Source organism: Sphingobium indicum B90A (genome assembly GCF_000264945.2).
In the GTDB taxonomy this organism is placed as follows: domain Bacteria; phylum Pseudomonadota; class Alphaproteobacteria; order Sphingomonadales; family Sphingomonadaceae; genus Sphingobium; species Sphingobium indicum.
On record NZ_CP013070.1, the window covers coordinates 591,677 to 617,609 of the forward strand.

The following is a 25,933-nucleotide window of genomic DNA, read 5'->3' on the forward strand; positions in this document are numbered from 1 at the left end:
TCTTCAGGCGGCAAGGGCGGCGGCCAGCACCGGAACAGCCCGCCGGGTCGAAGGGGCGGCGCGCCGGCGGCTGATCCGCAGGCGATAGACCGGCACCTCCCGCGGGATGGGTTCGAACGTCAGCGCCGCGACCATCTTGTCATGATAGAGCATCAGCATGCCGACGATGGTTCCCGCCGCCAGCAGGAACGATCCGATGAAAACAAATGCTGCGACCAGTGCGAACATAAGCAGATCACTTTCTGTCTTGCCATTTTCACGGCATGGCTCACTATACCCAGCGCAAACCGCGTAAATCCGCTGTTTGTTCCCGATGTTCTCCTTATGTTCCATCCGGAACGGCAAGTCAAGCCCTTGCATTGCTTCTCCCGGCCCGCTAAAGGCGCGCCCATTCCACATGGGAATCGACATATCCGGTGCTGCGGCGCGACGCCCAGTTCCTGATTCCCAGAGGTCAAACCGGAAGGAGAAATATTATGGCGGCTCCTGTCGTCACCATGCACCAATTGATCGAGGCCGGCGCCCATTTCGGCCACCAGACCCACCGCTGGAACCCGCGCATGAAGCCGTACATCTTCGGCGAGCGCAACGGCATCCACATCCTCGACCTGTCGCAGACCGTGCCGCTCTTCGGCCGCGCGCTGGACTTCGTTTCCGCGACCGTCGCCGCCGGCGGCAAGGTGCTGTTCGTCGGCACCAAGCGCCAGGCGCAGGATCCCATCGCCGAAGCCGCCCGCAAGTCGGGCCAGCATTTCGTCAACCATCGCTGGCTGGGCGGCATGCTCACCAACTGGAAGACCATTTCCGGTTCGATCAAGCGTCTGAAGACCCTGGAAGAGAAGCTGTCGGGCGACACCCACGGCTTCACCAAGAAGGAAGTGCTCCAGATGACTCGCGAGCGCGAGAAGCTGGAACTGTCGCTGGGCGGTATCCGCGACATGAACGGCATTCCCGACGTCATGTTCGTGATCGACGCCAACAAGGAAGAACTGGCGATCAAGGAAGCCAACACGCTGGGCATCCCGGTCGTCGCGATCCTCGATTCGAACGTCTCGCCCGACGGCATCGCCTTCCCGGTTCCGGCGAACGATGACGCCAGCCGCGCCATCCGCCTCTATTGCGACGCCATCGCCGCCGCCGCCACCAAGGGCAACCGCGGCGCGCAGCAGGCTTCGGGCGTCGACCTCGGCGCTCTGGACGAGCCCGCCGCTGAAGAGGTCGTTGTCGAAGCCTGATATTTCCTTTCCCGTTCGGGCTGAGCCTGTCGAAGCCCTCTTCTTCATTTGAAGAGGCGCGGCCCCAGGGCGGACGGAGACGGGAAACGGAGACTTCGAACTGAAAGATTGACGGCGTAGGGCGCACTCTTCCGGAGATGCGCCCTCCCGCATATTTGAACCATCCGAAACATTTAGGAGCCGAAACATGGCCGAAATTACCGCTGCCGCCGTCAAGGAACTGCGCGACCGTTCGGGCGCGGGCATGATGGACTGCAAGAAGGCGCTCACCGAAGCCAATGGCGATATCGAGGCCGCGACCGACTGGCTGCGCGCCAAGGGCCTGGCCGCCGCGCAGAAGAAGTCCAGCCGCACCGCCGCCGAAGGCCTGGTCGGCGTGGCCGTCGCCGGGACCAAGGGCGTCGCCGTCGAAGTGAACAGCGAAACCGACTTCGTCGCCAAGAACGACCAGTTCCAGGATTTCGTCCGCACCGTGTCGGCCATCGCGCTGGAACAGGGCGTGGCCGATGCCGAAGCGCTGTCGAACGCCGCCTATCCGTCGGGCGGCACCGTCGCTGAAAAGCTGGTCGCCAACATCGCCACCATCGGCGAGAACCAGACCCTGCGCCGCGTCGGCCAGGTCGAGGTGAGCCAGGGCGTGGTCGTTCCCTATGTCCACAACGCCGCCGCTCCGGGCCTGGGCAAGATCGGCGTTCTGGTCGCGCTGGAGGGCGATGCCCCGGCTGACGTTCTGGAGCCGCTGGGCAAGCAGATCGCGATGCACATCGCCGCCGCCTTCCCGCTGGCCCTGTCGGCCGCCGACATCGATCCCGCCCTGCTGGAGCGCGAGCGCGCCATCGCCGCCGAAAAGGCCGCCGAATCGGGCAAGCCCGCCGAGATCGTCGCCAAGATGGTCGACGGCGCGGTCGCCAAGTTCGCCAAGGAGCAGGCCCTGCTCAGCCAGCTTTTCGTGATGGACAACAAGACCCCGGTCGCCGATGTCGTCGCCAAGGCGGCGAAGGAAGCCGGCGCGTCGATCACGCTGAAAAACTATGTCCGCTTCCAGCTCGGCGAAGGCATCGAGAAGGAAACGAGCGACTTCGCCGCCGAAGTGGCCGCGGCCGCGGGCGTCTGATCCGATAGACGGTTCGCTTCGGGCGGTGTCGGGAGGCTGAGGCCGCTCGACAAGCCGGAAGCGAACGCTAAGGAAGTTCGGGACTTAAAACCCCGCTTCCCATAATGGCGCGCGCTGCTTAAGGTGCGCGCCATTTCCTTGCCCGAATATAAAAGGAATATTGCCCCGCATGTCTCGCCCAGCCTTCAAGCGCATCCTGCTGAAACTTTCGGGCGAAGTGCTGATGGGGCAGGGGCAGTTCGGCATAGAGCCGGAGACGGTGAACCGCGTCGCGGGCGAGATCGCGGCCGCCAAGGATGCAGGCTTCGAACTGTGCGTCGTCGTTGGCGGCGGCAATATCTTCCGGGGCCTGGCGGGCGCCGCCAAGGGCTTCGACCGGGCGAGCGCCGACTATATGGGCATGCTCGCCACCGTCATGAACGCGCTGGCGGTGCAGAATGCGCTGGAAAAGCTGGGCTACGACACCCGCGTCCAGTCCGCCATCCCCATGGCCTCCGTCTGCGAACCCTATATCCGGCGCAAGGCGGTGCGGCACATGGAAAAGGGCCGGATCGTCATCTTCGCGGCGGGCACCGGCAGCCCCTTCTTCACTACCGACACCACGGCGGCGCTGCGGGCGGCCGAAATGAACTGCGACGCGCTGTTCAAGGGCACCAGCGTCGACGGCATCTACAATGCCGATCCCAAGCAGGTGCCGGACGCGGCCCGCTATGAGGAGATCAGCTTCGACCGCGTGCTGAACGACAATCTGAAGGTCATGGACGCAAGCGCCATTGCCCTTTGCCGCGAAAACAATATTCCCATCGTCGTGTTCAACATCCGCGAAACCGGCAATCTGGCGAAGGTGCTGGCGGGCGACGGTGTGGCGACGATCGTGCAAAATCAGGAGCGCTGAAAGAAAATGGCTCAATATGACAAGGCCGACCTCGAACGCCGCATGGCGGGCGCCGTCGAATCGCTGAAGGGCGATCTGTCGGGCCTGCGCACCGGCCGGGCGAATATCCAGCTTCTCGATCCGGTGACGGTCGAGGTTTATGGCGCGCATATGCCGCTCAATCAGGTCGCGACCGTTTCCGCGCCCGAACCGCGCATGCTTTCCGTGCAGGTGTGGGACAAGAGCAATGTCGGTCCGGTGGACAAGGCGATCCGTTCGGCGGGCCTGGGCCTCAACCCCATTGTCGACGGCCAGACGCTGCGCCTGCCTATCCCCGACCTGACGGAGGAACGCCGCAAGGAACTGGCCAAGCTCGCCAGCAAATATGCGGAGGGCGCCCGCATCGCCGTCCGCAATGTCCGCCGCGACGGCATGGACAGCCTGAAGACCGACGAGAAGAAGGGCGAGATCAGCGAGGACGAGCGCAAGCGCAAGGAAACCGAGGTTCAGAAGCTGACCGACAGCACCATAGCGGACATCGACGCGGCGACTGCGGCGAAGGAGAAGGAAATTCTCGGTCAGTGATCCGGGGCTTTCCTTTCGCGGCCAAAGCACGCATTCCTGTCTGATGGCCACCCAAGCCAAACCCGATCTGACCAGCGGCGCGCCGGACCATGGCGCTCGTCATGTTGCTATTATCATGGACGGCAATGGACGCTGGGCGAAAAAGCGCTTCCTGCCGCGCATCGCCGGGCATCGCGCCGGGGTGGAGGCGGTGCGCCGCGTCGCCCGCGCCGCGCGGGAGCTGGGCCTGGAATGCCTGACGCTCTACGCCTTTTCCTCGGAAAACTGGAAACGTCCGGCCAGCGAGGTCACGGACCTGATGGGCCTTTTGCGCCATTTCATCCAGTCCGACCTCGATGAATTCCATGCCAATTGCGTGCGGCTGCGCATCATCGGCAATTATCGGGCGCTCGACCCTTCGCTCGTCGATCTGATCGACAATGCGGTGGCGCGGACTGCCGGGAACAGCGGGCCGATCCTTGCCATAGCGCTGAACTATGGCGCGCAGGACGAGCTGGTGCGCATGGCGCAGACGCTGGCGCGCCGCGTGGCCGCCGGCGAGATCGCGGCGGAGGAGATCGGCATCGCCGATGTCGATGCGGCGCTCTACACCGCCGACCTGCCGCCGCTGGACCTGATGATCCGGACGTCGGGGGAACAGCGGCTCAGCAACTTCATGCTGTGGCAGGCCGCCTATGCGGAGCTTTACTTCACGGACATTCTGTGGCCGGATTTCGATGGGCGGGCGCTGGCCGCCGCATTGGACGCCTTCCGCCTGAGGGACCGCCGTTTCGGCGGGCTGTGACCGGCATGTCGAGCGAGCTTCGCACCCGCGCGATCGTCGGCGTCGTGCTCATCCTCGTAGCGTTGGCAGCCCTGTTTTCGGGCGGTTTCCTGTTCTGGATGCTGCTGTCCGTGGCGGGCGTGCTGATGCAGGGGGAATGGGGCGACCTGACCGGAGCCACGCCGGAGAACCGCAGGCTGGCGATGTTCGCCGTCTCGGTGCCGCTGGCGATCCTTTGCCCCGTGGCGGCCGGCGTGTCCTGGCTTGCCTTCACGCTGATGGCGGCGGCCTTCTTCTTCGTCGCGCTGGTCGGTCGGTCGATCAGGCTGGCGCTGGGCGTTCCCTATATCGTCGTGCCGGTGATGGCGCTGCTGTTCCTGCGCGAGCAGGCGCCCAATCTTCAGGGGCTGCTGCTGACCCTGTGGGCGCTGGGCCTTGTCTGGGCGACGGACATCGGCGCTTATTTCGCCGGCCGGTCGATCGGCGGGCCGAAGCTGGCGCCGCGCGTCAGCCCGTCCAAGACCTGGGCGGGCCTGGGCGGCGGCGTGCTGGCGGCGCTGACGGTGGGTTTCCTGCTCCATCGGTTCGCCGACCTGCCGGTTCAGCTCGCGGCGGCGAGCGGCCTGCTGGCGGTGGCGGCGCAATTGGGCGACCTGCTGGAAAGCTGGATGAAGCGCCGGGCAGGCGTCAAGGACAGCGGGACGCTGCTGCCCGGCCATGGCGGCGTGATGGACCGGCTGGACGGCGTGGTCGCCGCCGCGCCGCTGGCAGCCGTCTGTTACATGATCCTGGTGCAACTGCCATGAGGAAGGTGTCGATCTTCGGCGCGACCGGATCGGTCGGCATGTCCACGCTGGACCTGATCCAGCGCGATCCGGACAGTTATCAGGTCGTCGCCCTGACCGCGCACAGCGATGTGGCGGGCCTGGCCGCCGCAGCCCGGCAGAGCAATGCCGCCGTCGCGGTGATCGGGGACGAGGCGCATTATGAGGTGTTGAAGGACGCGCTGCGCGGTTCCGGGACGGAGGCGGCGGCGGGCGAAGGAGCGCTGGTCGACGCGGCGGGCGCCGGCGCCGACTGGAGCATGGCCGCCATCGTCGGTTGCGCCGGGCTGCGCCCGACCATGGCGGCGTTGAAGGCGGGCGGCACGGTGGCGCTGGCCAACAAGGAATCGCTGGTGTCGGCGGGCGCGCTGATGATGGACGCCGTCGGCGCATCGGGCGCGACGCTGCTGCCGGTCGACAGCGAGCATAACGCCATATTCCAATGCCTTGCAGGCAGCCGCTTGGAGGATGTGGCAAGGATCACGCTGACGGCCAGCGGCGGCCCCTTCCGCACCCGCAGCCGGGAGGAGATGCGCGGCATCACGCCCGCGCAGGCTGTCGCCCATCCCAACTGGTCGATGGGCGCGAAGATCAGCGTCGATAGCGCGACGATGATGAACAAGGGGCTGGAACTGATCGAGGCGGCGCACCTCTTCCCGGTCGGGCTGGACCGGATCGAGATACTCGTCCATCCGCAATCCGTCATCCATTCCATGGTCGAATATCGCGACCGATCCACGCTGGCGCAGCTCGGTTCGCCCGACATGCGCATTCCCATCGCCCATGCGCTGGCCTGGCCGGACCGGATCGCCACGCCCTGCCAGCCGCTGGACCTCGCCCGGATCGGCCGCCTGGACTTCGAGGCGCCGGATGAGGATCGCTTCCCCGCGCTGCGGCTGACCCGGCAGGCGGCGGAGGCGGGGGGCGCCGCGCCGGCCATATTGAACGCGGCCAATGAGGTCGCCGTCGCCGCCTTCCTGAAAGGGGCCATAGGCTTCCTTGATATCGCCATGATTGTGGAGGATGTCCTGAACCGCTATAGCGCGCCTGTGCCCCGCCGGATCGACGATGTGCTGGAAGCGGATGCGCAGGCGCGTAATATGGCTGCACAAGTGATGGAAAGATTGACCGCTTGATCCAGAATCCCGGTTTCCTGTTGACCGTAGTCGCATTCGTGGCGGTCATCGGACCGCTCGTCTTCGTGCATGAGCTGGGCCATTATCTGGTGGGCCGCTGGTGCGGCGTGAAGGCGGAAGCCTTTTCCATCGGATTCGGCCCGGAAATCGCCGCCTGGACCGACAGGCGCGGCACGCGCTGGCGCCTGGGGGCGCTGCCGCTGGGCGGCTATGTGCGGTTCAAGGGCGACATGAACGCGGCGAGCCAGGCCGATCCGCGCTGGCTGGAAATGCCCGCCGCCGAACGGGCCGAGAGCTTCCCGGCCAAGCCCTTGTGGCAGCGGGCGGCCATCGTCGCGGCTGGCCCCGCGATCAATTTCCTCTTCGCCATCCTGATCCTGGCCGCCTTCGCCTTCGTCCATGGCGAGAGCCGCACGCCCGCGGTCGCCGGGCAGGTGCAGCCGGGCAGCGCGGCCGCCGCTGCGGGGATCGTCGCCGGGGACCGCATCGTCTCGCTCAACGGGCGGGAGATGTCGACCTTCGACGATATCCGCCTGTTCGCGCAGATCCGCCCCGGCGAACCCGTCACCATCCTGATCGACCGGCAGGGCAGGCTGTTCGAAAAACAGGGCAGGGTCGGCGCGGTCGAGGAAGATGACGGCTTTGGCAACAAATTCCGCATCGGACGGCTGGGCATCGCGCCGGGCGAGCCGGTGATCGAGCCGGTCAGCCTGGCGCGCGCGCCGGTCGTCGCGGTCGAACGCACCGGCCAGATCATCCGCACCATGGTGGAGACGCTGGGCCAGATCGTCGGCGGCGGCCGGTCGGTCAAGGAACTGGGCGGGCCGCTCAAGATCGCGGAGGTTTCGGGTCAGGCGGCGACGCTGGGCGTGGAAAGCTTCGTCTTCTTCATGGCGCTCATCTCGATTAACTTGGGGTTCATCAACCTCTTGCCAATCCCCATGCTGGATGGCGGCCATTTGCTGTTCTACGGGGTGGAGGCGATACAGCGGCGGCCGGTCAGCCCGCAGGTGCAGGAATGGGCCTATCGGTCGGGACTGGCGGTCCTGCTGGCGATGATGGTGCTGGTAACGTTCAACGATTTATCCTCTTTCGGTCTCTGGGATCGTCTGTCCGGCTTGATCGGCTGAGCCGTATCGGGCAGGAGGACGCGATTTCACGCCTTTTTTCCCGACGTGAACGATATGTTGCTTTTTTGTAGAAGGTGGAGCGGGTGACAGCGATGATGAGCAGCAACAGGCAGCGCCCGGTCGTCGTGGCCCTGTTGGCGACCACGATGATCGCGGGCATGTCTGCCGTGCCTGCGATGGCGCAAAATGCCCCGCCGGCTGCCGCGCCCGCGCCTGTTCCCGCCGTCGCGCCCGCGGGCACGATCCGCGCCATCTCCGTCACCGGCCAGCAGCGGCTGGAACCCGACACGGTGCTGTCCTACACCAAGCTGCGGATCGGCCAGTCCTTCACCCAGGAATCGCTCGACCAGGCGCTGCGCGACCTTTACGAGACGGAACTGTTCGCCGACGTCCAGATCCGCAACGACAATGGCGCGCTGACCGTCGAGGTGAAGGAAAACCCGGTCATCAACCGCATCGTCCTTGAAGGTAACAAGCGCCTCAAGGAAGACAAGATACGTCCCGAAATAAAACTGGCTCCGCGCCAGATCTATACCCGGTCGAAGGTGCGCGCCGACGTCGCCCGCATCATCGAACTCTATCGCCGCCAGGGCCGCTTCGCCGCCACGGTCGAACCGAAGATGGTGCAGCTCGACCAGAACCGCGTCGACATCGTCTTCGAAATCTCCGAAGGGCCGAAATCCAAGGTCCGCCAGATCAACATCATCGGCAATGAGAAGTTCAAGGACGGCGAACTGCGCAGCCAGATGGTGACGAAGCAGTCGCGCTGGTTCCGCATCTTCTCCTCCGGCACCAGCTACGATCCCGACCGGCTGGCCTATGACCAGCAGAAGCTGCGCCAATTCTACCTGACCGAAGGCTATGCCGATTTCCGCGTGATCTCCGCCGTGGCGGAACTGACCCCGGACAAGCAGGACTTCATCATCACCTATGTGGTGGAGGAAGGGCAGCGCTACAAATTCGGCGACGTGAAGGTCAACAGCGACATTCGCGACCTGTCCGGCGATTCGCTGACCAGGATGCTGCCGATGAAGAAGGGCGACTGGTACAACGCCAAGCAGGTCGAGGATACGGTCGACACGCTGAGCGAGACGGCGGGCCTGTTCGGCTACGCCTTCGCGGACGTCCAGCCGGACTTCCAGCGCGACAAGGACACGCTGACGATGGGGATCGATTTCCGCATCGCCAACGCGCCCCGCGTCTATGTCGAGCGGGTCGACATCAACGGCAACACGCTGACCCAGGACAAGGTCGTGCGCCGCGAATTCCGCCTGGCGGAGGGCGACGCCTTCAACAGCTTCCTCGTCAAGCGGTCGAAGGACCGCATCAATTCGCTCGGCTTCTTCCAGGAAAAGCTGGACATCGAGCAGAAGCCCGGCTCCGCGCCCGACCGCATCGTCCTGGAAACCAATGTGCAGGAAAAATCGACCGGCGAACTGTCGCTGTCGGCCGGTTTCTCCTCGCTGGAGCGCTTCATAGTATCGGCGTCGATCACCCAGCGCAACTTCCGCGGCAAGGGGCAGGAACTGCGCACCAGCGTCAACTATTCGGCTTATTCCAAGTCGGTGGAAGTGGGCTTCACCGAGCCTTATTTCATGGACAGGAACATCGCGCTGGGCGGCGACATCTACCGCCGCGACCTCAACAGCTTCCGTTATCTGAACAATAACGACCGCGACACCACCTATGAGCAGACGACGACCGGCTTCCAGCTTCGCGCTGGCGTGCCGATCACGGAATATATGTCGCTGGCGCTGCGCTACACGCTGAACCTGGACGACGTTACGCTCGACAAGGACAGTTACTACTCCGATCCCGACGGCGCGGGTCCGCTGGGGCTTCAGTGCGATCCGCTGCTCGCCGGCCGCTATCTTTGCGACGCCATCGGCAAGCGGACGACGTCGTCCCTTGGCTATTCGCTGATCTACGATACCCGCGACAACCGCATTCGCCCGACGCGGGGCCATAATGTGGTTCTGAGCCAGGACTTCGCCGGTCTGGGCGGCAGCGTCAAATATGTGCGCACGCGGTTGAACGGCTCCAAATATTGGCCGGTCGGCGGCGGGTTCATCTTCTCCGTCTCGGCGGAGGGCGGCTATATCCACAGCCTTGAGGGCGACCGTCGCGACGCTTCGAACGAACTGGTCGACAAGGTTCGCCTGACCGACCGATTCTTCCTGGGCAATCCGCAGATTCGCGGTTTCGACATTCGCGGCATCGGGCCTCGCGTGAAGCGCTATTACCTGCAGTCGCAAACCAACCCGGACGGCAGCATCACCTATGTTCGGGGCGAGGGGAACAATAATGTTTCCGACGACGCGCTGGGCGGCAAGGCCTATTATCTGGCGCGGGCGGAAATGGAAATTCCGCTGGGATCGGGCGCTCGCGAAATGGGCCTGCGCCCGTCGATCTTCGCCGACGTCGGCGCGGTCGCGGGATTGCGCAATCCCCGCACGACGGATTCGAACGGCATCTGCGCCGACAACACGACCGGCTCGCGCAGCGAAGCGGGTACTCCGGGCACATGCGGAACCGGCCAGACCCTCCTGATCGGGCCGTTCGAGGAAGAATATCTGGGCGATACGCTGAAACCGCGCGTCGCCGTGGGCTTCGGCGTCAACTGGAACTCGCCCTTCGGGCCGTTCCGCATCGACATCGCCAAGGCCCTGCTCAAGGAACCAGGGGACGACACTCAGCTAATCAGCTTCAACGTAGGGACTCAATTCTGATGAAGACCATTTTCAAGGCCGCCGCGCTGGTTCTGGCGCCGATGACCGCCATGGCGCTGACCAGCGTCCCGGCCGCAGCCCAGTCGAAGACCGGCATCGCCGTCGTCGACCTGCAACGCGCCGTCGCCACCAGCTCGGCCTATTCGACCGCGCGCACCCAGATCCAGACCACCTACAAGGCGCAGATCGACGGCTTCACCGCGCGCAAGAACGCCATCGACGCCGACCTCAAGGCCAAGGGCACGGCCCTGGAAGCCGCGATGAAGGCCGCCGGCGGCAAGCCGACCCCGGCGATCCAGACGCAATATGAGGCCTATCAGAAGGCCGGTCAGGACGGCCAGGCCGAATTGCAGCGCCTGGGCCAGCCGATCGCGCTCGCCAACGCCTATGTCGAGGAGCAGATTTCGGCCAAGCTGTCGGACGCACTGAAATCCGCCATGACCAAGGCCAAGGTCGACCTGATCCTGTCGCCCGACGCGACCGTGTCCTATCAGCCGACCGTCGACATCACCCAGTCGGTGGTGGCCGAACTCAACGCGCTGGTGCCCAGCGTCGGCATCACGCCGCCGGCCGGCTGGCAGCCGGGCCGTCAGGGCCAGGGCGCTGCCGCCCCTGCCGCTGCGCCCGCCAATCCGTCGCAGCAGCCGGCCTCGCGCTGATCGCCGGATGACGGATCAGGTTGACAATGCCGCCGCCGTCGGCCCCATCGATATTCGTGGGGTGATGGCGGCGCTGCCGCACCGTTATCCGATGCTGCTCGTCGACCGCGTGATTTCGCTCGTGCCGAACAGCACGATCCACGCGGTCAAGGCGGTTTCGATCAACGAGGGTTTCTTCCAGGGGCATTTCCCCGGCCGGCCGATCATGCCCGGCGTGCTGATCGTGGAAGCGATGGCCCAGGCCGCCGGCGTGCTGACGGTCGAGACGATGGACCTGCGCGGTTCGGGCAAGCTCGTCTATTTCATGAGCATCGATGGGGCGAAGTTCCGCAACCCGGTGGAGCCGGGCTGCCTGCTCGATCTGCATGTCGACCTGGTCCAGATTCGCGGCCGCGTCTGCAAGTTCACGGGCAAGGCGATGGTGGAGGGCAAGCTCTGCGCCGAGGCCAGCTTCGTCGCGATGATCGCCGACCCGCCGGTGGATTGAGACGCCGCGGCGCTCGGAATATCCCGTCATTCCCGCGCAGGCGGGACGACGGATCGCTGTGGTCGGGAAAGGCCGCTCCACCCCTTGCTTTTGCGCGCATTCCCATGTAACGGCGCGCCTTCGCTAGTTTTACGCATCCATGGCCGGTCGGAAACCGGCCCATAGACGGAGCAGACCCATGAAGGCCGATACGCATCCCGATTACCACTTCATCACCGTCCAGATGACCGACGGCACGACGTTCCGCACCCGCTCCACCTGGGGCAAGGAAGGCGACACGCTGGCGCTCGACATCGACCCCAAGTCGCACCCGGCCTGGACCGGCGGCACCCGCCAGCTTGAGCAGGGCGGCCAGGTGGCTCGCTTCAACAAGCGCTTCGGCGGCCTGACGCTGAAGAAGTAATCGGCCTTCCAAAGGCAGGACAGAAAAGGGCGCCTCTAGGGGCGCCCTTTTTGTTTGTGTGGGGGAGTGGATTGGTCAATTCCCGTCATCAGTTTTCCGTCACCCCGGGCTTGACCCGGGGTCCCGCTTTCTTTCGGGTGCACGCTTGGAAAGGCAGCGGGACCCCGGATCAAGTCCGGGGTGACGAATAGGGGGAGTGACGGCTAACCGCCCATCAGCCATCCCAGGCATCAAACCGCCGCCCGGTCCTCGTCCAGAAATGCGGCGACATCGTCCAGCACGACATCCTTCGACAGGAAGGTCCGCCCGATTCCCCGCGCCAGCAGGAAGGGCAGGGTGCCCGCCGCCATCTTCTTGTCGTGCAGCATGTGCGCGACCAGCGCTGCGCCGTCCGCCTTCACATGCGCGCCGGCAAGGTCGTGCGGCAGGCCGACGGCCTTCAGATGCGTCGTCACCCGCTCCGCATCCTCCGCCGGGCACAGGCCGAGCCGCGCCGAATAGCGGAAGGCAAGAGCCATGCCCGCTGCGACGCCTTCGCCATGGAGCAGAAGGTCGGAAAAGCCGGTGTCGGCCTCCAGCGCATGGCCGAAAGTATGGCCAAGGTTCAGCAAGGCCCGCCGTCCGGAGGTTTCCCGCTCGTCATCGGCGACAATCGCCGCCTTGGCGGCCACGCTGCGCTCGATGGCATATTCGCGTGCCTGGACGTCGCCGGCCAGCAGGTCGTGCCCCTTCGCCTCGCACCAGGCGAAGAAATCCGGGTCATCGATCAACCCATATTTCACCACCTCGGCATAGCCCGCCCGCGTCTCTCGCGCCGGCAGCGTGTCGAGCGTCGAGGGGTCGATCAGCACCAGCGACGGCTGGTAGAAGCTGCCGACCAGATTCTTGCCCGCCTTGCTATTGATCGCGGTCTTGCCGCCGACGGAACTGTCCACCTGCGCCAGCAGGGTCGTGGGCACCTGGATGAAATGGCAGCCGCGCTTCAGGATCGAGGCGGCGAAGCCCACCAGGTCGCCGATCACGCCGCCGCCCAGCGCCACCACATGGTCGCCGCGCTCGATCTCCAGCGCCAGCAGCGCGTCGAGCAGTTCCTCCAGGTGGCGCCAGCTCTTGGTCTGCTCGCCCGGCGGCAGGATCACCGGCTCCACCGCCACGCCCGCGCGGCGCAGGCTGGCCTCCAGCCGGGGAAGCTGCGCGGCGGCGACATGCCGGTCGGTCACGACCACCAGCCGTCCTTTTCGCGCATGGGGCGCCAGATGGGAACCCGCCCGGTCCAGCACGCCCTGTTCGATCACGATGTCGTAACTGCGCGAATCCAGCGCGACGCGGACTATGGCCATTGGGAAAGCTGCTCCATGATGCTGTCGACCGCGACGTCATGCGGCGCGGCAGCGCTTTTCACGTGAATGGGGCAGAGCGCGTAGACCGGGTTGCGGATCGCCGCCAGTTCGGTCAGCACGGCGCGCGGATCCTTGCCCTTCAGCAGCGGCCGCCCCTCGCGGCGCGACACCCGGTCGACCAGCGTGTCGATGTCGGCGTTCAGCCAGATCGCCAGCGCATGATCCAGGATCAGCGCCCGCGTCTCCTCCTGCATGAAGGCGCCGCCGCCGGTGGCGATGACCTTGGGCTCGCCGTCCATCAGCCGGGCGATCACGCGCCGTTCACCGTCGCGGAAATAGGCCTCGCCATAGCGCTCGAACATCTCGCTGATCGTCATGCCCGCGGCTTTTTCGATCTCCTCGTCCGCATCGACGAAATCCACGTCCAGCCGCGCCGCCAGCCGCCGTCCGACGGTCGATTTGCCCACGCCCATCATGCCCACCAGGACGATGGGGCCGCGCTTCGCTCGCGCATCGGCGGATTTGCTGTTTCGCTGCATGGCGAGCGGGGCTATACATCCCCGCGCCGACAAGGCAAATCGCAACTTTCCTTATGCCCAGCCCGGCCAGAACAGGACTCATGAAGCGCAATCGTTCCTACAGCAGCTTTGAAGGCAGCTCGCGCCGCCGCAGGGCATCCCTGCCGATCCTTCCCATCATCGCGGTCGCTGTGCTGGTCGCGATCCTCGCCCTGCTCTGGTCGCGCGGCGGCGAAAAGCCGCAGGCCCGCGTGGAAAAGGTCATTCCCGCCGAAAAGCTGGGCCAGTAAAGGGCATGCAGCGGCGGCGGGTGAATGCGAAATGGGCGCTGGGCACGCTCGCGCTCGCGCTGGCGCTGCCGGTGGTCGCGCAGGAAACGCCCGAATCGCTCCTGCCGCCCGGCTTCGGCGATGCGCCCGAAGCGCCGCAACCCGGCGCGCAGCCGCCGCGTCCCGCCCCCGGCACGCCTGCGCCGCCCGTCGGCCCCGCGCCCGCGACGCCGATCCTGCCGCCCAGCTTCTCCGTCACGGAAGAAGCGGGGGACAATGCGGCGGAAGCGATGAGCGAGGAGGAACTCGCCGCTGAAAAGCAGAAATATGACCTGCCCGAAAATGCGCGCCGCTCGCTCGACCGCATAGGGCCGCTGACGCCGGAGCGGCAGGGCATGGCGCCCAACGCCTTCGGCGCGCAATCGGGCCGGTTCCTCGCCACCCTGATGAAGGAGACGCGGGCGCCGATCACCTCGCGCTGGGCGTCGATCCTGCTGCGCCGGGCGCTGCTGTCCGCGACCGATACGCCCCGCGACATCGACGGCGCCGACTGGGTCGCCGAACGCGCCTGGCTGCTGCTGCGCATGGGGGAGGCGGACAGCGCCCGCCTGCTGGTGCAGAGCGTCGATTCCGACCGTTTCACCCCGCGCCTCTATGCCATCGCCATGCAGACCTATCTGGCGACGGCCGATCCGGCGGGCCTGTGTCCGCTGTCTGCGGGCGCGCTGCGGTTCAGCAAGGAGCCGGGTTGGGACATGACGCGGGCCATCTGCCCGGCGCTTTCGGGGGATCAGGGTTCGGCCAGCGGCGCGCTCAACCAGGCGCAGCGGCGCGGCGTGGTGCGCGGCATCGACTATCGCCTGGCGGAAAAGGTGGTCGGCACCGGCTTCAACGCCCGCCGCTCGGTCAAGATCGAGTGGGACGCGGTGGACCGGCTGACGGCCTGGCGCTTCGGCCTGGCGACGGCGCTCAATGTCGAGATTCCGGACGATCTCTATGCCACGGTCGGCCCGCATGTCCGCGCCTGGGAAGCGCGCGCGCCTGCCCTGTCGGCGGTTCGTCGCCTGCCGGGCGCCGAAGTGGCGGCTCGGCTCGGCGTCTTTTCCTCAAGGGCGCTGGTCGGTTTCTACAGCCAGTTGCAGTCCGACGGCGACCTGCCCGCCAATGCGGCCGACCGGGTGGATGCGCTGCGCACCGCCTATGCGGGGACGGGGACGGACGAGCGGCTCCAGGCGATGCGGACGCTCTGGCAGAATGAGGCGCGGCCGGATTTCGTCGGCTTGATCGCGACGGCGCGGGCTGCGGCGGCTCTGCCGGTTTCGCAGCTCAGCGCGCGCGATGCGGCCAATCTGGTCGCGGCCATGTTCACCGCGGGTTATGACCGCAGCGCGGCGCAATGGTCGCGCCTTGCGGCGCAGGCGGATGGGGACGGCGCGGCGGACCTTTGGGCCTTGCTGGCGGTCGGCGCGCCCAGCGCGGTCGTGGAGATCGGTTCGGGCCGGGTCTCCTCCTTCGCCAGGGATGCCGACCCGCGCAAGACGCAGATGCTGATCGCCGCGCTGGCGGGCCTTTCCCGCATCGATGCGCAGGACGGCGCGTCGCTGGCGCAGGATCATGGCTTCGACCTGGGGGCCGCCAGCCGCTGGTCCCGCGCCATCGACGCGGCGGCGGGCCGGGGCGAAAAGGGCAGCGTGGCCCTTCTGGCGGCGGTCGGCATGCAGACCGCCGACTGGAACCGCCTGCCCGCCTTCCACCTCTATCATATCGTCGCGGCGCTGCACCGCGTCGGCCTCGATCCGGAGGCGCGGATGATCGCGGCGGAGGCGATGACGCGGCTCTGATGGGCGACGACGCCGCCCTTATCGACCGTTTTCTGGAGATGATGGCGGCCGAACGGGGCGCGTCCCGCAACACGCTGCTGGCCTATCGCGCCGACCTGACCGGGGCGGGGGAGATTGTCGGCGGCCTCTCCGGCGCGACCAGGGACGGCCTGGCCGAGTTGACGACGGCCTGGGCGGAACTGGCCGCATCCTCGGTGGCGCGCAAATCCTCCGCCCTGCGCGCCTTCTACGCCTTTCTGGAGGAGGAGGGGCTGCGGGCCGACAATCCCTCGTCCGCCCTGCCGCGCCCGGTGACGCGCCGCTCCCTGCCCAAGATCCTCTCCACGCAGGAGGTCGATTCGCTGTTCGCGCTGATCGCGGGCAAGCTGGCCGTCGAACATCCCGCGCCGCTCGACCTGCGCCTGTCGGCGCTGATCGAGTTGCTCTACGGTTCCGGCCTGCGCGCGACGGAACTGGTGTCGCTACCGCGCCGGGCGCTGGCGTCCGACCGGCCCTTCCTGATCCTGAAGGGCAAGGGCGCCCGCGAACGGCTGGTGCCGATTTCGGACCGCGCTCGCGCCGCCGTGGCTGCCTGGCTGCATCATGTGCCCGCCGACAGCCTTTGGCTCTTCCCCTCCGGCAAGAGCCATGTCAGCCGCATCCGCCTCTACCAGATGGTGAAGGCGCTGGCCGCCGCCGCCGGAATCGCGCCCGAACGGGTCAGTCCCCATGTGCTGCGCCACGCCTTCGCCACCCATTTGCTGGAAGGCGGGGCGGACCTGCGCGCCCTGCAATCGATGCTGGGCCATGCGGATATCGGCACCACGCAAATCTACACCCATGTCGACAGCCGCCGCCTGGTCGAACTGGTCAACAGCCGCCATCCGCTGGCCGGCATGACGCATCGGCGCGTTGACGGCGACGTTTCTCCGCCCTAACGCCATGCCCCATGGTTAGTTTTCTCGAATTCGAAAAGTCCATCGCGGAACTGGAAGCCCGCATCATCGAACTGCGCGCCACCGCCAATGCGGGCGACATCGACATCAGCGGCGAGATCGACAAGCTGGAGCAGCGCGCTTCGAAAATGCTGGTCGACACCTATGCGAAACTGTCCCCCTGGCAGAAGACGCAGGTCGCCCGCCATCCCGACCGCCCGCATTTCAAGGATTATGTCGCGGGCATGTTCGACAATTTCATGCCGCTGGCCGGGGATCGCGCCTTTGCCGACGATCAGGCGATCATCGGCGGCTTCGCCACTCTGGACGAACGGCGCGTGGTCGTGATCGGCCATGAAAAGGGCGACGACACGGCCAGCCGCGTCCGCCACAATTTCGGCATGGCGAAGCCCGAGGGCTATCGCAAGGCGATCCGCCTGATGCAGTTGGCCGACCGTTTCGGCCTGCCGGTGGTGACGCTGGTGGACACGTCGGGCGCCTTCCCCGGCGTGCAGGCGGAGGAGCGCGGACAGGCGGAGGCGATCGCCCGCTCCACCGAACAATGCCTGGCGCTGGGCGTGCCGATGGTGGCGGCCGTAGTGGGCGAGGGCGGCTCCGGCGGCGCGGTGGCGCTGGCGGCGGCCAATCGCGTGCTGATGTTCGAACATGCCGTTTATTCGGTGATCTCGCCCGAAGGCTGCGCGTCGATTCTCTGGCGCACGGCGGAAAAGGCCAGCGACGCGGCGACCGCGATGCAGGTAACGGCACAGCATCTGAAATCTCTCGGCGTTATCGACCGCATCGTGCCGGAGCCGGTCGGCGGCGCCCATCGCGAGCCGGTGCAGGCAATCGCCAATCTGGGCGCGGCGATCGGGGAGGAACTGGATTCGCTGGCGGGCCTCAGCGCCGATGCGCTGCGGACCGATCGCGCCGACAAGTTCCTGGCCATCGGCGTCTGACCGCGCCATCCTCTGTTTCGGGGAACATCCGCCTGCTATTGCTCGTTACGCGAAGGTAACAGGGATGCAGGAGGCGCCGTGAAACGAATATCATCTCTTGCTGCCGCCGGGCTGGGCCTGACCGTCCTGGCGGCCGCGCCGTCAGTGGAAGGTCAGCAGCGGGCGATTCGCACCGTTTCGTCGATCAGCCCGCAGGAAAAGGAAGCCGGCGCCAAGCAGCATCCCCAGTTGCTCAACGAATTCGGCGGCGCTTACGCCGGACCGCAGGCGAAATATGTGGAGGGCGTGGGGCGGCGCATCGCGGTCCAGTCCGGCCTGTCCAATGCGCAGGGGGACTTCACCGTCACCCTGCTCAATTCGCCGGTGAACAACGCCTTCGCCATTCCTGGTGGCTATGTCTATGTGACGCGCCAGCTCATGGCGCTGATGAATGACGAGGCGGAGCTTGCGGGCGTGCTCGGCCATGAGATCGGCCATGTCGCGGCGCAGCACGGTCAAAGGCGGCAACAGGCGGCGCAGCGCAACGCCATTGGCGGCACCCTGCTGCAAGTGCTGACGGGCGCCCTGCTGGGCGATTCGGCGCTAACCGGCCTGCTGCAAAAGGGGATCGGGCAGGGCAGCCAGTTGCTGACGCTCAAATTCTCGCGCAGCCAGGAATATGAGGCGGACGATCTGGGCATCCGCTATCTCGCCTCCGGCGGTTACGATCCCAAGGCCCTGTCGTCCATGCTGGCCTCGCTGGCGGCGCAAAGCAGCCTGGATGCCCGCGTCACTGGGAGTTCCCGGTCGTTGCCGGAATGGGCAAGCACCCATCCAGATCCCGCCTCGCGCGTTGGGCGCGCTTCCCGCAATGCAGCCGCCAGCGGATCCAGGAGCACGGTCCGCAACCGCGACGCGTTCCTGAACGCGCTCAACGGCGTCCTCTATGGCGACGATCCGAAACAGGGCGTGATCGAGGGCAGCCGCTTCCGCCATCCCGATTTGCGGGTGAGCTTCGCCGCGCCATCGGGCTTCGGCATGGAAAATGGTGCGAGCGCCGTCACGATCGCGGGATCGGGCGGCCAGGCGCAGTTCAGCGCAGCACCCTATTCCGGCGATCTGTCCGCCTATATCGATTCTGTGTTCGCCAAGCTGGGCGGCGGCAATGGCGGCGTTCCGCCGGGCGAGATTCGGCGCACCACCGTTAACGGGCTGCCCGCGGCCTGGCGCACCATCCGCGCCAGAACCCAGTCCAGCCAGGTCGATGCCACCGTCTTCGCTTATGATTTCGGCGGGGGAAAGGCCTATCACTTCCTGCTGCTGACTGCGGCGGGGCAGGGGATCGGTCCCTTTTCCACCATGGTGCAGTCGGTGCAGCGCCTGTCGACGCAGGAGGCGGCCGCGATCAAGCTCCGCCGGGTCGATGTCGTGACTGTAAAGGCTGGCGACACAGTCCAGTCCTTGGCCAAGCGCATGGCTTATACCGATTATCCGCTGGACCGATTCCTGACGATCAATGCGCTGACGGCAAACAGCGTGCTGCGGCCGGGCCAGCGGGTCAAGATCATCACCTGGTAGACGTCGAGACCAATAAAAAGGGCGACGAAATTGCTTCCGTCGCCCCTTTTTCTTCAATGTGGTTCGAGCTTACTTCAGATTGCCCGAGACATTGTTGAAGGTGTTGCCGAGCTTGCCGCCCAGGCTGGTCATGGCGCCGATGGCGGCGACGGCGATAAGCGCAGCGATCAGGCCGTATTCGATGGCGGTCGCGCCCTTCTCGTTCGTCATCATCTTGCGGATGAACTGCATTGGAAGTCTCCTTGCGTCAAATTTCACGTTTAACTACCCGGCCGTCCCCCCGCTTGAAATGAAGGTCAGCTTCGGATGGTTTAGAGGGTGTCGGTTGATAAAGATTTAATGGAGCGAACCATCTGTCAGATATTGATGGTTAATGCGCCAGGACTTCCGTCGCGACATTGTTCCACATGCCGATGGTCTTGTTGGCAACGTTCGACAGGGCGCTGACAATGGCCAGGCAGATAAGGGCGAGGATCAGGCCATATTCCACCGCCGTCGCTCCGCGCTGGCAGTAGATCAGCTTCCAGAAGCTGAAATTTTTGAATAATGCCCGCATGCCGCACCCCATTTACACACAGCCCCTGATACCCTTGTAAAAGGGGCAGAGTTAACAAACCCCTCAAGCGGGACCATTATGACGATAAATTCTCCCCTGTTGGTGGTCGCCGCCGCCCTGGTCGACGCGGATGGCCGCGTGCTGTTGCAGCAGCGCCCGCCGGGCAAGCCGATGGCGCATCTCTGGGAATTTCCCGGCGGCAAGGTCGAACCGGGGGAGGCGCCCGAAACCGCGCTGATCCGGGAACTGGAGGAGGAGTTGGGCATCCACACCCATGCGAGTTGCCTGGCGCCTGCGACCTTCGCGAGCGAACCCTTGGGCGACCGCCATCTGCTGCTGCTGCTCTATGTCTGCCGTAAATGGCGGGGCATAGCCGAAGCGCGGCATGCGACCGCGCTGCGATGGGTCAGGCCGGCGCAAATGTATGCGCTGGAAATGCCGCCGGCCGACCTGCCGCTGATCGGCCTGCTCGATTCGCTGATCTGACGCGAGGTGAGGGGCCGGCGCGCCATATGAGCCAAGCCTGCGGTCGAGGAGGGCTTATTCCTCCGCAGCCTTGCTCTGTAGCTGGATATAATTCTGGATGCCCATGCGCTCGATCATCTCGAACTGGGTTTCCAGCGTGTCGACATGTTCCTCCTCGCTTTCGAGGATGTGCTGGAACAGGTCGCGGCTCACATAGTCGCGAATCGATTCGCAATGGGCGATGGCGTCCTTCAGCACGGGCAGGGCTTCATATTCCAGTTCCAGGTCGGCCTTCAGGATTTCCTCCACCGTCTCCCCGATCTTCAGGCGGCCGAGCAACTGGAAATTGGGCAGCCCGTCCAGGAACAGGATGCGCTCCGCCAGCTTGTCGGCATGCTTCATCTCGTCGATGGACTCTTCATATTCGAACTTGGCGAGCTTCTCGATGCCCCAATGATTGAGCATGCGATAGTGGAGGAAATATTGGTTGATCGCGGTCAGCTCGTTCTTGAGAACCTCGTTCAGATATTCGATGACCTTGGCGTCGCCCTTCATGGCGTTCTTCTCCGGCTGTAGGGAAAGTGCCGGGAGCATAAGCGTTTCGCTTCCGTTTGTTAATCCGGAAAGCCGCAGAAATCCGCCATTTTTCGCTGCGCTATTGCGTCAAGTTCGCGTCAATCCGATGCGCTTGATTCGCAATCACTTCAAATGGAGGCGCGTTCGGCCGCTATGATGGTGCGGGCGAAGGGGACGCACTGGCCGCATTTGGGCCGACGGCCAAGGCGCGCATAGGCGCTGCACGGGGTTGCGCAACCTTCGCGGGCGACCTGTTTCAGATCCTTCTCACGGATGGCATTGCAGACACAGACAACCATGCAAATCTCCTGAAAGGGGAGATAGCGCAGATGATAATAGGTCGCAATAGGAATTCAGTCGCTGTTGCGAATCTTTTGCGTTTGGCCCCTCGCAAGGCTGCGCCACAGCCACTCCGCCGGTCCCAGCGCGAATCGGCGCTGCCACAGCGGCGACCAGATCAGCATCATCGCCCATGCCGCGATCACGAACAGCGGCAGCCTATGGTGCGGAACATGGCCGAACAGCCCCAGTCCCCAGCCATAGAAGATCGCGCACATCAGGAGGCTGCTGCCCAGATAGTTGCTGAGCGCCAGTCGGCCCGCGGCGGCGACGCGCGCGGTCAGGGCCGCGCCGCGATGGCGCGTGAACAGCCACAGGATCAGCGCCGCCCATCCCACCGCCAGCGGAATGCGGAAGGGGAAGGACCATGCCAGCGCCGATCCCAAAGCCGTCAGCGGAGCGAACCGGCTGGAGATGACCCATGCCGCGAGCGCCGCCATCGGAATCAGCCCGATCAGGAAACAATGGCGCGCGGTCCGCCAATATTGCTCCGCCTCCCAACGGCCGGTCAGGAATCCGCCCTTCAACATCGCCATGCCCAGCAGCATGAACCCCAGCGTGTCGAACGCGACGAACGGCAGGGTGGTCAGCCACTGCCCGCCGAACAGCGCGACATGATGCAGGAAGATGCCGGCAAAACCGCCGCGATAGATTTCATATTCGCTGCGAATGGCCGGATGGTCGGGGTCGGAAAGCGACGCGATGAAATTGGCGAAACCCGCACCGACATGGCCGGGGGCGCCGGCGGCGGCGGCATGGCCCCATGCGTAGAGCGTGCCGACGAAGCCGGCGCAGATCAGGAAATGCGCGAGGAAGAAGAAAAAGGCCCATTTGACGAGCGACAGCGGATCCCTGCGCGCGAACGGCAGCGCCGCCAGCCCGACCAGCGCATAGATCATCAATATGTCGCCCCACCACAGCAGCAGGTAATGGGCCAGGCCGAAGACGAACAGCCAGCCGGCCCGCATCACCTGCGCCCGTCGTCCGTCGCGGCCGGCCATTTCCTCCCTGTCGATCAGCAGCAGCATCGACGCGCCGAACAGCATGGAGAACAGCGCCCGCATCTTGCCGTCGACAGCCATGAAGCTGACCGTCCAGAAGGCGATGTCTCCCCTCGAGAGCGGCCCCGCCGCCGCGGGATTGAAATAGGCCTGTTCGGGCAGGGCGAAAGCCGCGATGTTCATCCAGAGGATTCCCATGACCGCGCAGCCGCGCAGAACGTCCATGGCGGGAATCCGGGCGGAAGGGGCGGTCATCGGTCGGCGCTGTCCTTTGAAGGGCTGGAAAAGAAGGTGCGGCTCTGCCAATGCGACTAGCCATGAACGGCCACCGCAAGCAACGAATAAGCGACGCCTTCGGCGCGGCGGCGGGGCATTATGACGATCATGCCGGGCCGCAACGGCTGGCCGCCGCGCTGGTGGCCGATCTCGCGCAGCGGCAAAGGCCCGATGGCGTCGGCCGGATATTGGAGATCGGTTGCGGCACGGGCTTCCTGACGCGCCACATCCAGGCGCGCTGGCCGGGCGCCGAACTGGTGGTGACGGATCTTTCGCCCGACATGCTGGCCCGCGCCGCCACGGGCGGACTGGTCGCGGGCACCTTCCTGCCGATGGATGGGGAAGCGCCGATCTTCGAGGGCGAATGGTTCGACCTCATCCTTTCCAGCCTGGCCTTTCAATGGTTCGACGATCTGGAAAGCGCGGTTGCGCGGCTCGCGGGATTGCTGCGACCGGGGGGCAGCCTGCTTTTCTCGACCATGGGGCAGGGCAGCTTCGCCCGCTGGCGTTCGGCCCATCGGGCCGCCGGGTTGAGCGCCGGCATCCCCGACTATCCTTCGCTGGAAGCATTGCGATCGATGCTGGCGCGCCATGACGACGCCTTCGCTTTCGACGAGGAATATGCCCTGCCATGCGGCGGCGCGAGGGGGCTGATCGGCCATCTCAAGGGCATCGGCGCCGTGGTGCCGAGCGAGGGGCGAAAGCCGCTTCCTCCCCGCGACCTGCGCCGCGTCATGGCGGCTTTCGAAGAGGGCGGCGGCGACGACGTCTATCAGATATTGTTCGGGCGGGTGACGCGCGCGCCGGTCAGGTCTGGCGGCCGTCCGCCCCTAAAGACGCCACCAGCGCCTTAAGCGCGGGCGCTTCCCGCAGCCCTGCCGCCCGCGCGCCATAGAGAAATCCGACAGTCCGCCGCTCGCCGAAATCCTTGAGCGCGACCCGCGCCATGCCGGGCCAGCGATAGCTGTCCGGCATGACCGTGATGCCCAGCCCCGCCGCGACCATCTGCATCACGCGCTCGTCATTGGTCGAGCGCAAGGCGAAATGCGGGCGGACGCCGCGATCGACGAAATAGCGGCTGGTGGCGGAGAGCGCCTCGCAATGGCGGCGCACGATCATCGTTTCGGAGGCGAGTTCTTCGGCCGCCACCATGGCCCGTCCCGCCAACGGATGGTCGGCGGCCATGGCGATGCCATAGCCTTCCTCTATGATCGATTGCGTCGGGAAACGGTCCGCGCCCGGCCTGATCAGGGTGAGCGCCACGTCGATCCGCTCCGCGTCCAACCGCCCCAGCAACTCGCGCTCGCTGCCGGGAACGATCTCGATCCGGCCTTCCCTGGCCATGGCGCCGTCCGCAATGGCGCGGGCGACCAGCTCTCCCGCAATGCTCAGCAGCACGCCGATGCGCAGCACGGGGGCCTGCTCCGCCTTTTCCCCCGCCATTTCGGCCAGGTTGAATTCGCGCTCGATCCGCCTGGCATGGGTCAGCAGCCGCGCCCCCGCCTCGGTCAGTTCCACCCGCTGGTTGCTCCGCAGGAACAGCGGCGCGCCGACCGCCTGCTCCAGCTTGGATATGCCCACCGACAGCGTGGGCTGCGACACTAGGCAATGCGCGGCGGCGCGGGAGAAATTGCCCTGGTCGACGACGGCCAGGAAATAGCGGAGCAGATAGCGTTCGATCATAGACAGAAGCTATACATTATCCCGCGCCGTTTCAATTTTTCCTGAACGCCGTTGCACGTTAGGATGCGCGCCGAGGAGAGTTCGCCATGCCCGACTTCGATTTCGCCCTGGGCGAGAATGCGGAGATGATCCGCGACACGACGGCCCGCTTCGCCGCCGACCGCATCGCCCCGCTGGCGGCGGAGATCGACGCAAAGGATTGGTTCCCCCGCGACCTGTGGCCCGAAATGGGCGCGCTCGGCCTGCACGGCGTCACCGTGGAGGAGGCGGACGGGGGCCTTGGCCTTGGCTATCTGGAACATGTGGTCGCGCAGGAGGAGGTGGCGCGGGCGTCCGCCTCCATAGGTCTCAGCTATGGCGCGCACTCCAATCTCTGCGTCAACCAGATCCGCCGCTGGGCCACGCCGGAACAGAAGGCGCGCTACCTCCCCAAACTCATTTCCGGCGAACATGTCGGCTCGCTCGCCATGTCGGAGGCGGGCGCGGGGTCGGACGTCGTCTCGATGAAGCTGCGCGCCGAAAAGCGTGGCGACCGCTATATCCTAAACGGCACGAAATTCTGGATCACCAACGCGCCCTATGCCGACACGCTGGTCGTCTACGCCAAGACGGGCGAGGGCGCGCGCGGCATCACCGCCTTCCTGATCGAAAAGGGGTTCAAGGGCTTCTCCATCGGCCAGAAGATCGACAAGGTCGGCATGCGCGGATCGCCCACCGCCGAACTGGTCTTCGACGATTGCGAAGTGCCGGAGGATAATGTCATGGGTCCGCTCAACGGCGGCGTCGGCGTGCTGATGTCGGGCCTCGACTATGAGCGGGCGGTGCTCTCCGGTATCCAGTTGGGCATCATGCAGGCCTGCCTCGACGTGGTGTTGCCCTATGTGCGGGAACGCAGGCAGTTCGGCCAGCCCATCGGCGCCTTCCAGTTGATGCAGGCCAAGGTGGCGGACATGTATGTCGCGCTCAATAGTGCGCGGGCCTATGTCTACGCCGTGGCGCAGGCCTGCGACCGGGGGAAAACAACCCGCTTCGACGCGGCGGGCGCGATCCTGCTGGCCAGCGAGAATGCGATGAAGGTTGCGCTGGAGGCGGTGCAGGCGCTGGGCGGCGCGGGCTATACCAAGGATTGGCCGGTCGAACGCTATATGCGCGACGCCAAGCTGCTCGACATCGGCGCGGGCACGAACGAGATCCGCCGCATGCTGATCGGCCGCGAACTGATCGGCGCGTGAATGTGGCCCTGACCTTGCCCAAGCCTGTTACGTGTTCCTGCGAAGGCAGGAACCCAGTTCAGACGGCGGGACTAGGCTCCTGCCTCCGCAGGAGCACGCCGCACTCTCAGGATCGCCCCACGAACAGGAAGCCCACCGCCGCCATGATGCACAGGAAAGCGGCCAGATGGCGCCAGTGCAGCGGCTCGCCCAACACCGTCACCATGAACCCGCCGAAGACGATCAGCGCGATGGCCTCCTGCGCGATCTTGAGCTGGCCCGCGCTCCACCCATGGGCGAAGCCGATGCGGTTGGCGGGCACGGCGAAGCAATATTCGACGAAGGCGATGCCCCAACTGATCAGGATGACGGCGAACAGGGGTTTGTTCATCCCGCCCTTCAGGTGCCAATACCAGGCGGCGGTCATGAACAGGTTGGAAATGGTGAGGAGCAGGATGGTCGGCATGGATGGCCCTGGATATGCAACCG

30 protein-coding genes are annotated in these 25,933 nt (G+C 65.6%); 20 read left to right on the forward strand and 10 right to left on the reverse strand.

The window, feature by feature from the left end; all coding sequences use genetic code 11:
- Positions 1-3: 3 nt before the first annotated feature.
- The gene (locus SIDU_RS03020) at positions 4-228 is read right to left on the reverse strand and encodes a hypothetical protein (RefSeq protein ID WP_007684301.1); all 225 of its coding nucleotides are present in this window, start codon (positions 226-228) and stop codon (positions 4-6) included.
- Between the two features lie 248 nt (positions 229-476).
- On the opposite strand from SIDU_RS03020, the gene rpsB reads away from it, so the two are divergent.
- From rpsB to rpmE, 12 genes are all read left to right on the forward strand, one after another.
- Entirely contained in the window at positions 477-1,235 is a 759-nt protein-coding gene (gene rpsB, locus SIDU_RS03025; RefSeq protein ID WP_007684303.1) for a 30S ribosomal protein S2, read from the forward strand.
- 187 nt (positions 1,236-1,422) lie between these two features.
- Positions 1,423-2,349, forward strand: coding sequence for a translation elongation factor Ts (gene tsf / locus SIDU_RS03030; protein ID WP_007684305.1), 927 nt, complete (start codon positions 1,423-1,425; stop codon positions 2,347-2,349).
- A 169-nt stretch (positions 2,350-2,518) separates the two neighbouring features.
- Entirely contained in the window at positions 2,519-3,244 is a 726-nt protein-coding gene (pyrH, locus tag SIDU_RS03035) for a UMP kinase (RefSeq protein ID WP_007684307.1), read from the forward strand.
- Positions 3,245-3,250: 6 nt separating this feature from the next.
- On the forward strand, positions 3,251-3,808 hold the full coding sequence (gene frr, locus SIDU_RS03040) for a ribosome recycling factor (RefSeq protein ID WP_007684308.1): 558 nt from the start codon (positions 3,251-3,253) through the stop codon (positions 3,806-3,808).
- Between the two features lie 43 nt (positions 3,809-3,851).
- On the forward strand, positions 3,852-4,592 hold the full coding sequence (uppS, locus tag SIDU_RS03045; protein ID WP_007684309.1) for a polyprenyl diphosphate synthase: 741 nt from the start codon (positions 3,852-3,854) through the stop codon (positions 4,590-4,592).
- A 5-nt stretch (positions 4,593-4,597) separates the two neighbouring features.
- Positions 4,598-5,377, forward strand: coding sequence for a phosphatidate cytidylyltransferase (locus SIDU_RS03050; protein WP_025772648.1), 780 nt, complete (start codon positions 4,598-4,600; stop codon positions 5,375-5,377).
- The gene (locus tag SIDU_RS03055; RefSeq protein WP_007687049.1) at positions 5,374-6,531 is read left to right on the forward strand and encodes a 1-deoxy-D-xylulose-5-phosphate reductoisomerase; all 1,158 of its coding nucleotides are present in this window, start codon (positions 5,374-5,376) and stop codon (positions 6,529-6,531) included. Before SIDU_RS03050 ends, SIDU_RS03055 begins: the two co-directional genes overlap by 4 nt.
- On the forward strand, positions 6,528-7,661 hold the full coding sequence (gene rseP / locus SIDU_RS03060) for an RIP metalloprotease RseP (protein WP_007687047.1): 1,134 nt from the start codon (positions 6,528-6,530) through the stop codon (positions 7,659-7,661). Before SIDU_RS03055 ends, rseP begins: the two co-directional genes overlap by 4 nt.
- Before the next feature lie 92 nt (positions 7,662-7,753).
- Positions 7,754-10,390, forward strand: a complete 2,637-nt coding sequence (gene bamA / locus SIDU_RS03065; RefSeq protein WP_007687045.1) for an outer membrane protein assembly factor BamA — start codon at positions 7,754-7,756, stop codon at positions 10,388-10,390.
- Positions 10,390-11,049 carry an OmpH/Skp family outer membrane protein gene (locus SIDU_RS03070; protein WP_007687044.1) on the forward strand — a complete coding sequence of 220 codons (660 nt, stop codon included), beginning with the start codon at positions 10,390-10,392 and terminating at the stop codon, positions 11,047-11,049. Before bamA ends, SIDU_RS03070 begins: the two co-directional genes overlap by 1 nt.
- Before the next feature lie 7 nt (positions 11,050-11,056).
- Complete coding sequence (fabZ, locus tag SIDU_RS03075; RefSeq protein ID WP_007687042.1) at positions 11,057-11,536, forward strand: 3-hydroxyacyl-ACP dehydratase FabZ; 480 nt, start codon at positions 11,057-11,059, stop codon at positions 11,534-11,536.
- A gap of 178 nt (positions 11,537-11,714) precedes the next feature.
- On the forward strand, positions 11,715-11,939 hold the full coding sequence (gene rpmE, locus SIDU_RS03080) for a 50S ribosomal protein L31 (protein ID WP_007687040.1): 225 nt from the start codon (positions 11,715-11,717) through the stop codon (positions 11,937-11,939).
- A 230-nt stretch (positions 11,940-12,169) separates the two neighbouring features.
- On the opposite strand, the gene aroB is transcribed toward rpmE, so the two are convergent.
- Together aroB and SIDU_RS03090 are read right to left on the reverse strand one after the other, a co-directional pair.
- Entirely contained in the window at positions 12,170-13,279 is a 1,110-nt protein-coding gene (gene aroB, locus SIDU_RS03085) for a 3-dehydroquinate synthase (RefSeq protein WP_007687038.1), read from the reverse strand.
- Positions 13,270-13,818, reverse strand: coding sequence for a shikimate kinase (locus SIDU_RS03090; RefSeq protein WP_007687035.1), 549 nt, complete (start codon positions 13,816-13,818; stop codon positions 13,270-13,272). Before SIDU_RS03090 ends, aroB begins: the two co-directional genes overlap by 10 nt.
- Before the next feature lie 80 nt (positions 13,819-13,898).
- Here SIDU_RS03090 and SIDU_RS03095 point away from each other — a divergent pair, with 80 nt between their 5' ends.
- The 5 genes from SIDU_RS03095 (at position 13,899) to SIDU_RS03115 (ending at position 19,337) form a co-directional block, all read left to right on the forward strand.
- Positions 13,899-14,087: a hypothetical protein gene (locus SIDU_RS03095; protein ID WP_007687034.1), complete on the forward strand. Its 189-nt coding sequence runs from the start codon at positions 13,899-13,901 to the stop codon at positions 14,085-14,087.
- A gap of 5 nt (positions 14,088-14,092) precedes the next feature.
- The gene (locus SIDU_RS03100) at positions 14,093-15,907 is read left to right on the forward strand and encodes a hypothetical protein (RefSeq protein ID WP_073507116.1); all 1,815 of its coding nucleotides are present in this window, start codon (positions 14,093-14,095) and stop codon (positions 15,905-15,907) included.
- Positions 15,907-16,824, forward strand: a complete 918-nt coding sequence (locus SIDU_RS03105; RefSeq protein WP_007682789.1) for a tyrosine recombinase — start codon at positions 15,907-15,909, stop codon at positions 16,822-16,824. The genes SIDU_RS03100 and SIDU_RS03105 overlap by 1 nt, the downstream gene beginning before the upstream one ends.
- A gap of 11 nt (positions 16,825-16,835) precedes the next feature.
- Entirely contained in the window at positions 16,836-17,780 is a 945-nt protein-coding gene (locus tag SIDU_RS03110) for an acetyl-CoA carboxylase carboxyltransferase subunit alpha (RefSeq protein WP_007682787.1), read from the forward strand.
- Between the two features lie 78 nt (positions 17,781-17,858).
- Positions 17,859-19,337, forward strand: a complete 1,479-nt coding sequence (locus tag SIDU_RS03115) for a M48 family metalloprotease (RefSeq protein WP_007682785.1) — start codon at positions 17,859-17,861, stop codon at positions 19,335-19,337.
- A gap of 69 nt (positions 19,338-19,406) precedes the next feature.
- Here SIDU_RS03115 and SIDU_RS03120 read toward each other — a convergent pair whose 3' ends face one another.
- Positions 19,407-19,568, reverse strand: a complete 162-nt coding sequence (locus SIDU_RS03120) for a Flp family type IVb pilin (protein ID WP_007682783.1) — start codon at positions 19,566-19,568, stop codon at positions 19,407-19,409.
- A 139-nt stretch (positions 19,569-19,707) separates the two neighbouring features.
- Positions 19,708-19,893 (reverse strand): Flp family type IVb pilin, encoded by a 186-nt coding sequence (locus tag SIDU_RS03125; protein ID WP_007682781.1) that lies wholly within the window; start codon positions 19,891-19,893, stop codon positions 19,708-19,710.
- Positions 19,894-19,971: 78 nt separating this feature from the next.
- On the opposite strand from SIDU_RS03125, the gene SIDU_RS03130 reads away from it, so the two are divergent.
- The gene (locus SIDU_RS03130; RefSeq protein ID WP_007682779.1) at positions 19,972-20,379 is read left to right on the forward strand and encodes a (deoxy)nucleoside triphosphate pyrophosphohydrolase; all 408 of its coding nucleotides are present in this window, start codon (positions 19,972-19,974) and stop codon (positions 20,377-20,379) included.
- Positions 20,380-20,433: 54 nt separating this feature from the next.
- Here the strand turns inward: SIDU_RS03130 and bfr are convergent, their stop codons facing one another.
- The 3 genes from bfr to SIDU_RS03145 form a co-directional block, all read right to left on the reverse strand.
- A complete protein-coding gene (gene bfr, locus SIDU_RS03135) occupies positions 20,434-20,913 on the reverse strand; it encodes a bacterioferritin (RefSeq protein WP_007682778.1) in 480 nt (159 codons plus the stop codon).
- 149 nt (positions 20,914-21,062) lie between these two features.
- Positions 21,063-21,233 (reverse strand): (2Fe-2S)-binding protein, encoded by a 171-nt coding sequence (locus tag SIDU_RS03140; protein WP_007682776.1) that lies wholly within the window; start codon positions 21,231-21,233, stop codon positions 21,063-21,065.
- 54 nt (positions 21,234-21,287) lie between these two features.
- Positions 21,288-22,529, reverse strand: a complete 1,242-nt coding sequence (locus tag SIDU_RS03145; RefSeq protein ID WP_007682774.1) for a DUF418 domain-containing protein — start codon at positions 22,527-22,529, stop codon at positions 21,288-21,290.
- Between the two features lie 62 nt (positions 22,530-22,591).
- On the opposite strand from SIDU_RS03145, the gene SIDU_RS03150 reads away from it, so the two are divergent.
- The gene (locus tag SIDU_RS03150; protein WP_007682772.1) at positions 22,592-23,404 is read left to right on the forward strand and encodes a methyltransferase domain-containing protein; all 813 of its coding nucleotides are present in this window, start codon (positions 22,592-22,594) and stop codon (positions 23,402-23,404) included.
- Here the strand turns inward: SIDU_RS03150 and SIDU_RS03155 are convergent.
- A complete protein-coding gene (locus SIDU_RS03155; RefSeq protein ID WP_007682770.1) occupies positions 23,358-24,233 on the reverse strand; it encodes a LysR family transcriptional regulator in 876 nt (291 codons plus the stop codon). The two genes, SIDU_RS03150 and SIDU_RS03155, sit on opposite strands and share 47 nt — an antisense overlap.
- An 86-nt stretch (positions 24,234-24,319) precedes the next feature.
- Here SIDU_RS03155 and SIDU_RS03160 point away from each other — a divergent pair, with 86 nt between their 5' ends.
- A complete protein-coding gene (locus tag SIDU_RS03160) occupies positions 24,320-25,465 on the forward strand; it encodes an isovaleryl-CoA dehydrogenase (RefSeq protein WP_007682769.1) in 1,146 nt (381 codons plus the stop codon).
- Positions 25,466-25,571: 106 nt separating this feature from the next.
- Here SIDU_RS03160 and SIDU_RS03165 read toward each other — a convergent pair whose 3' ends face one another.
- On the reverse strand, positions 25,572-25,910 hold the full coding sequence (locus SIDU_RS03165) for a DMT family protein (protein ID WP_007682766.1): 339 nt from the start codon (positions 25,908-25,910) through the stop codon (positions 25,572-25,574).
- Positions 25,911-25,933 lie beyond the last annotated feature (23 nt).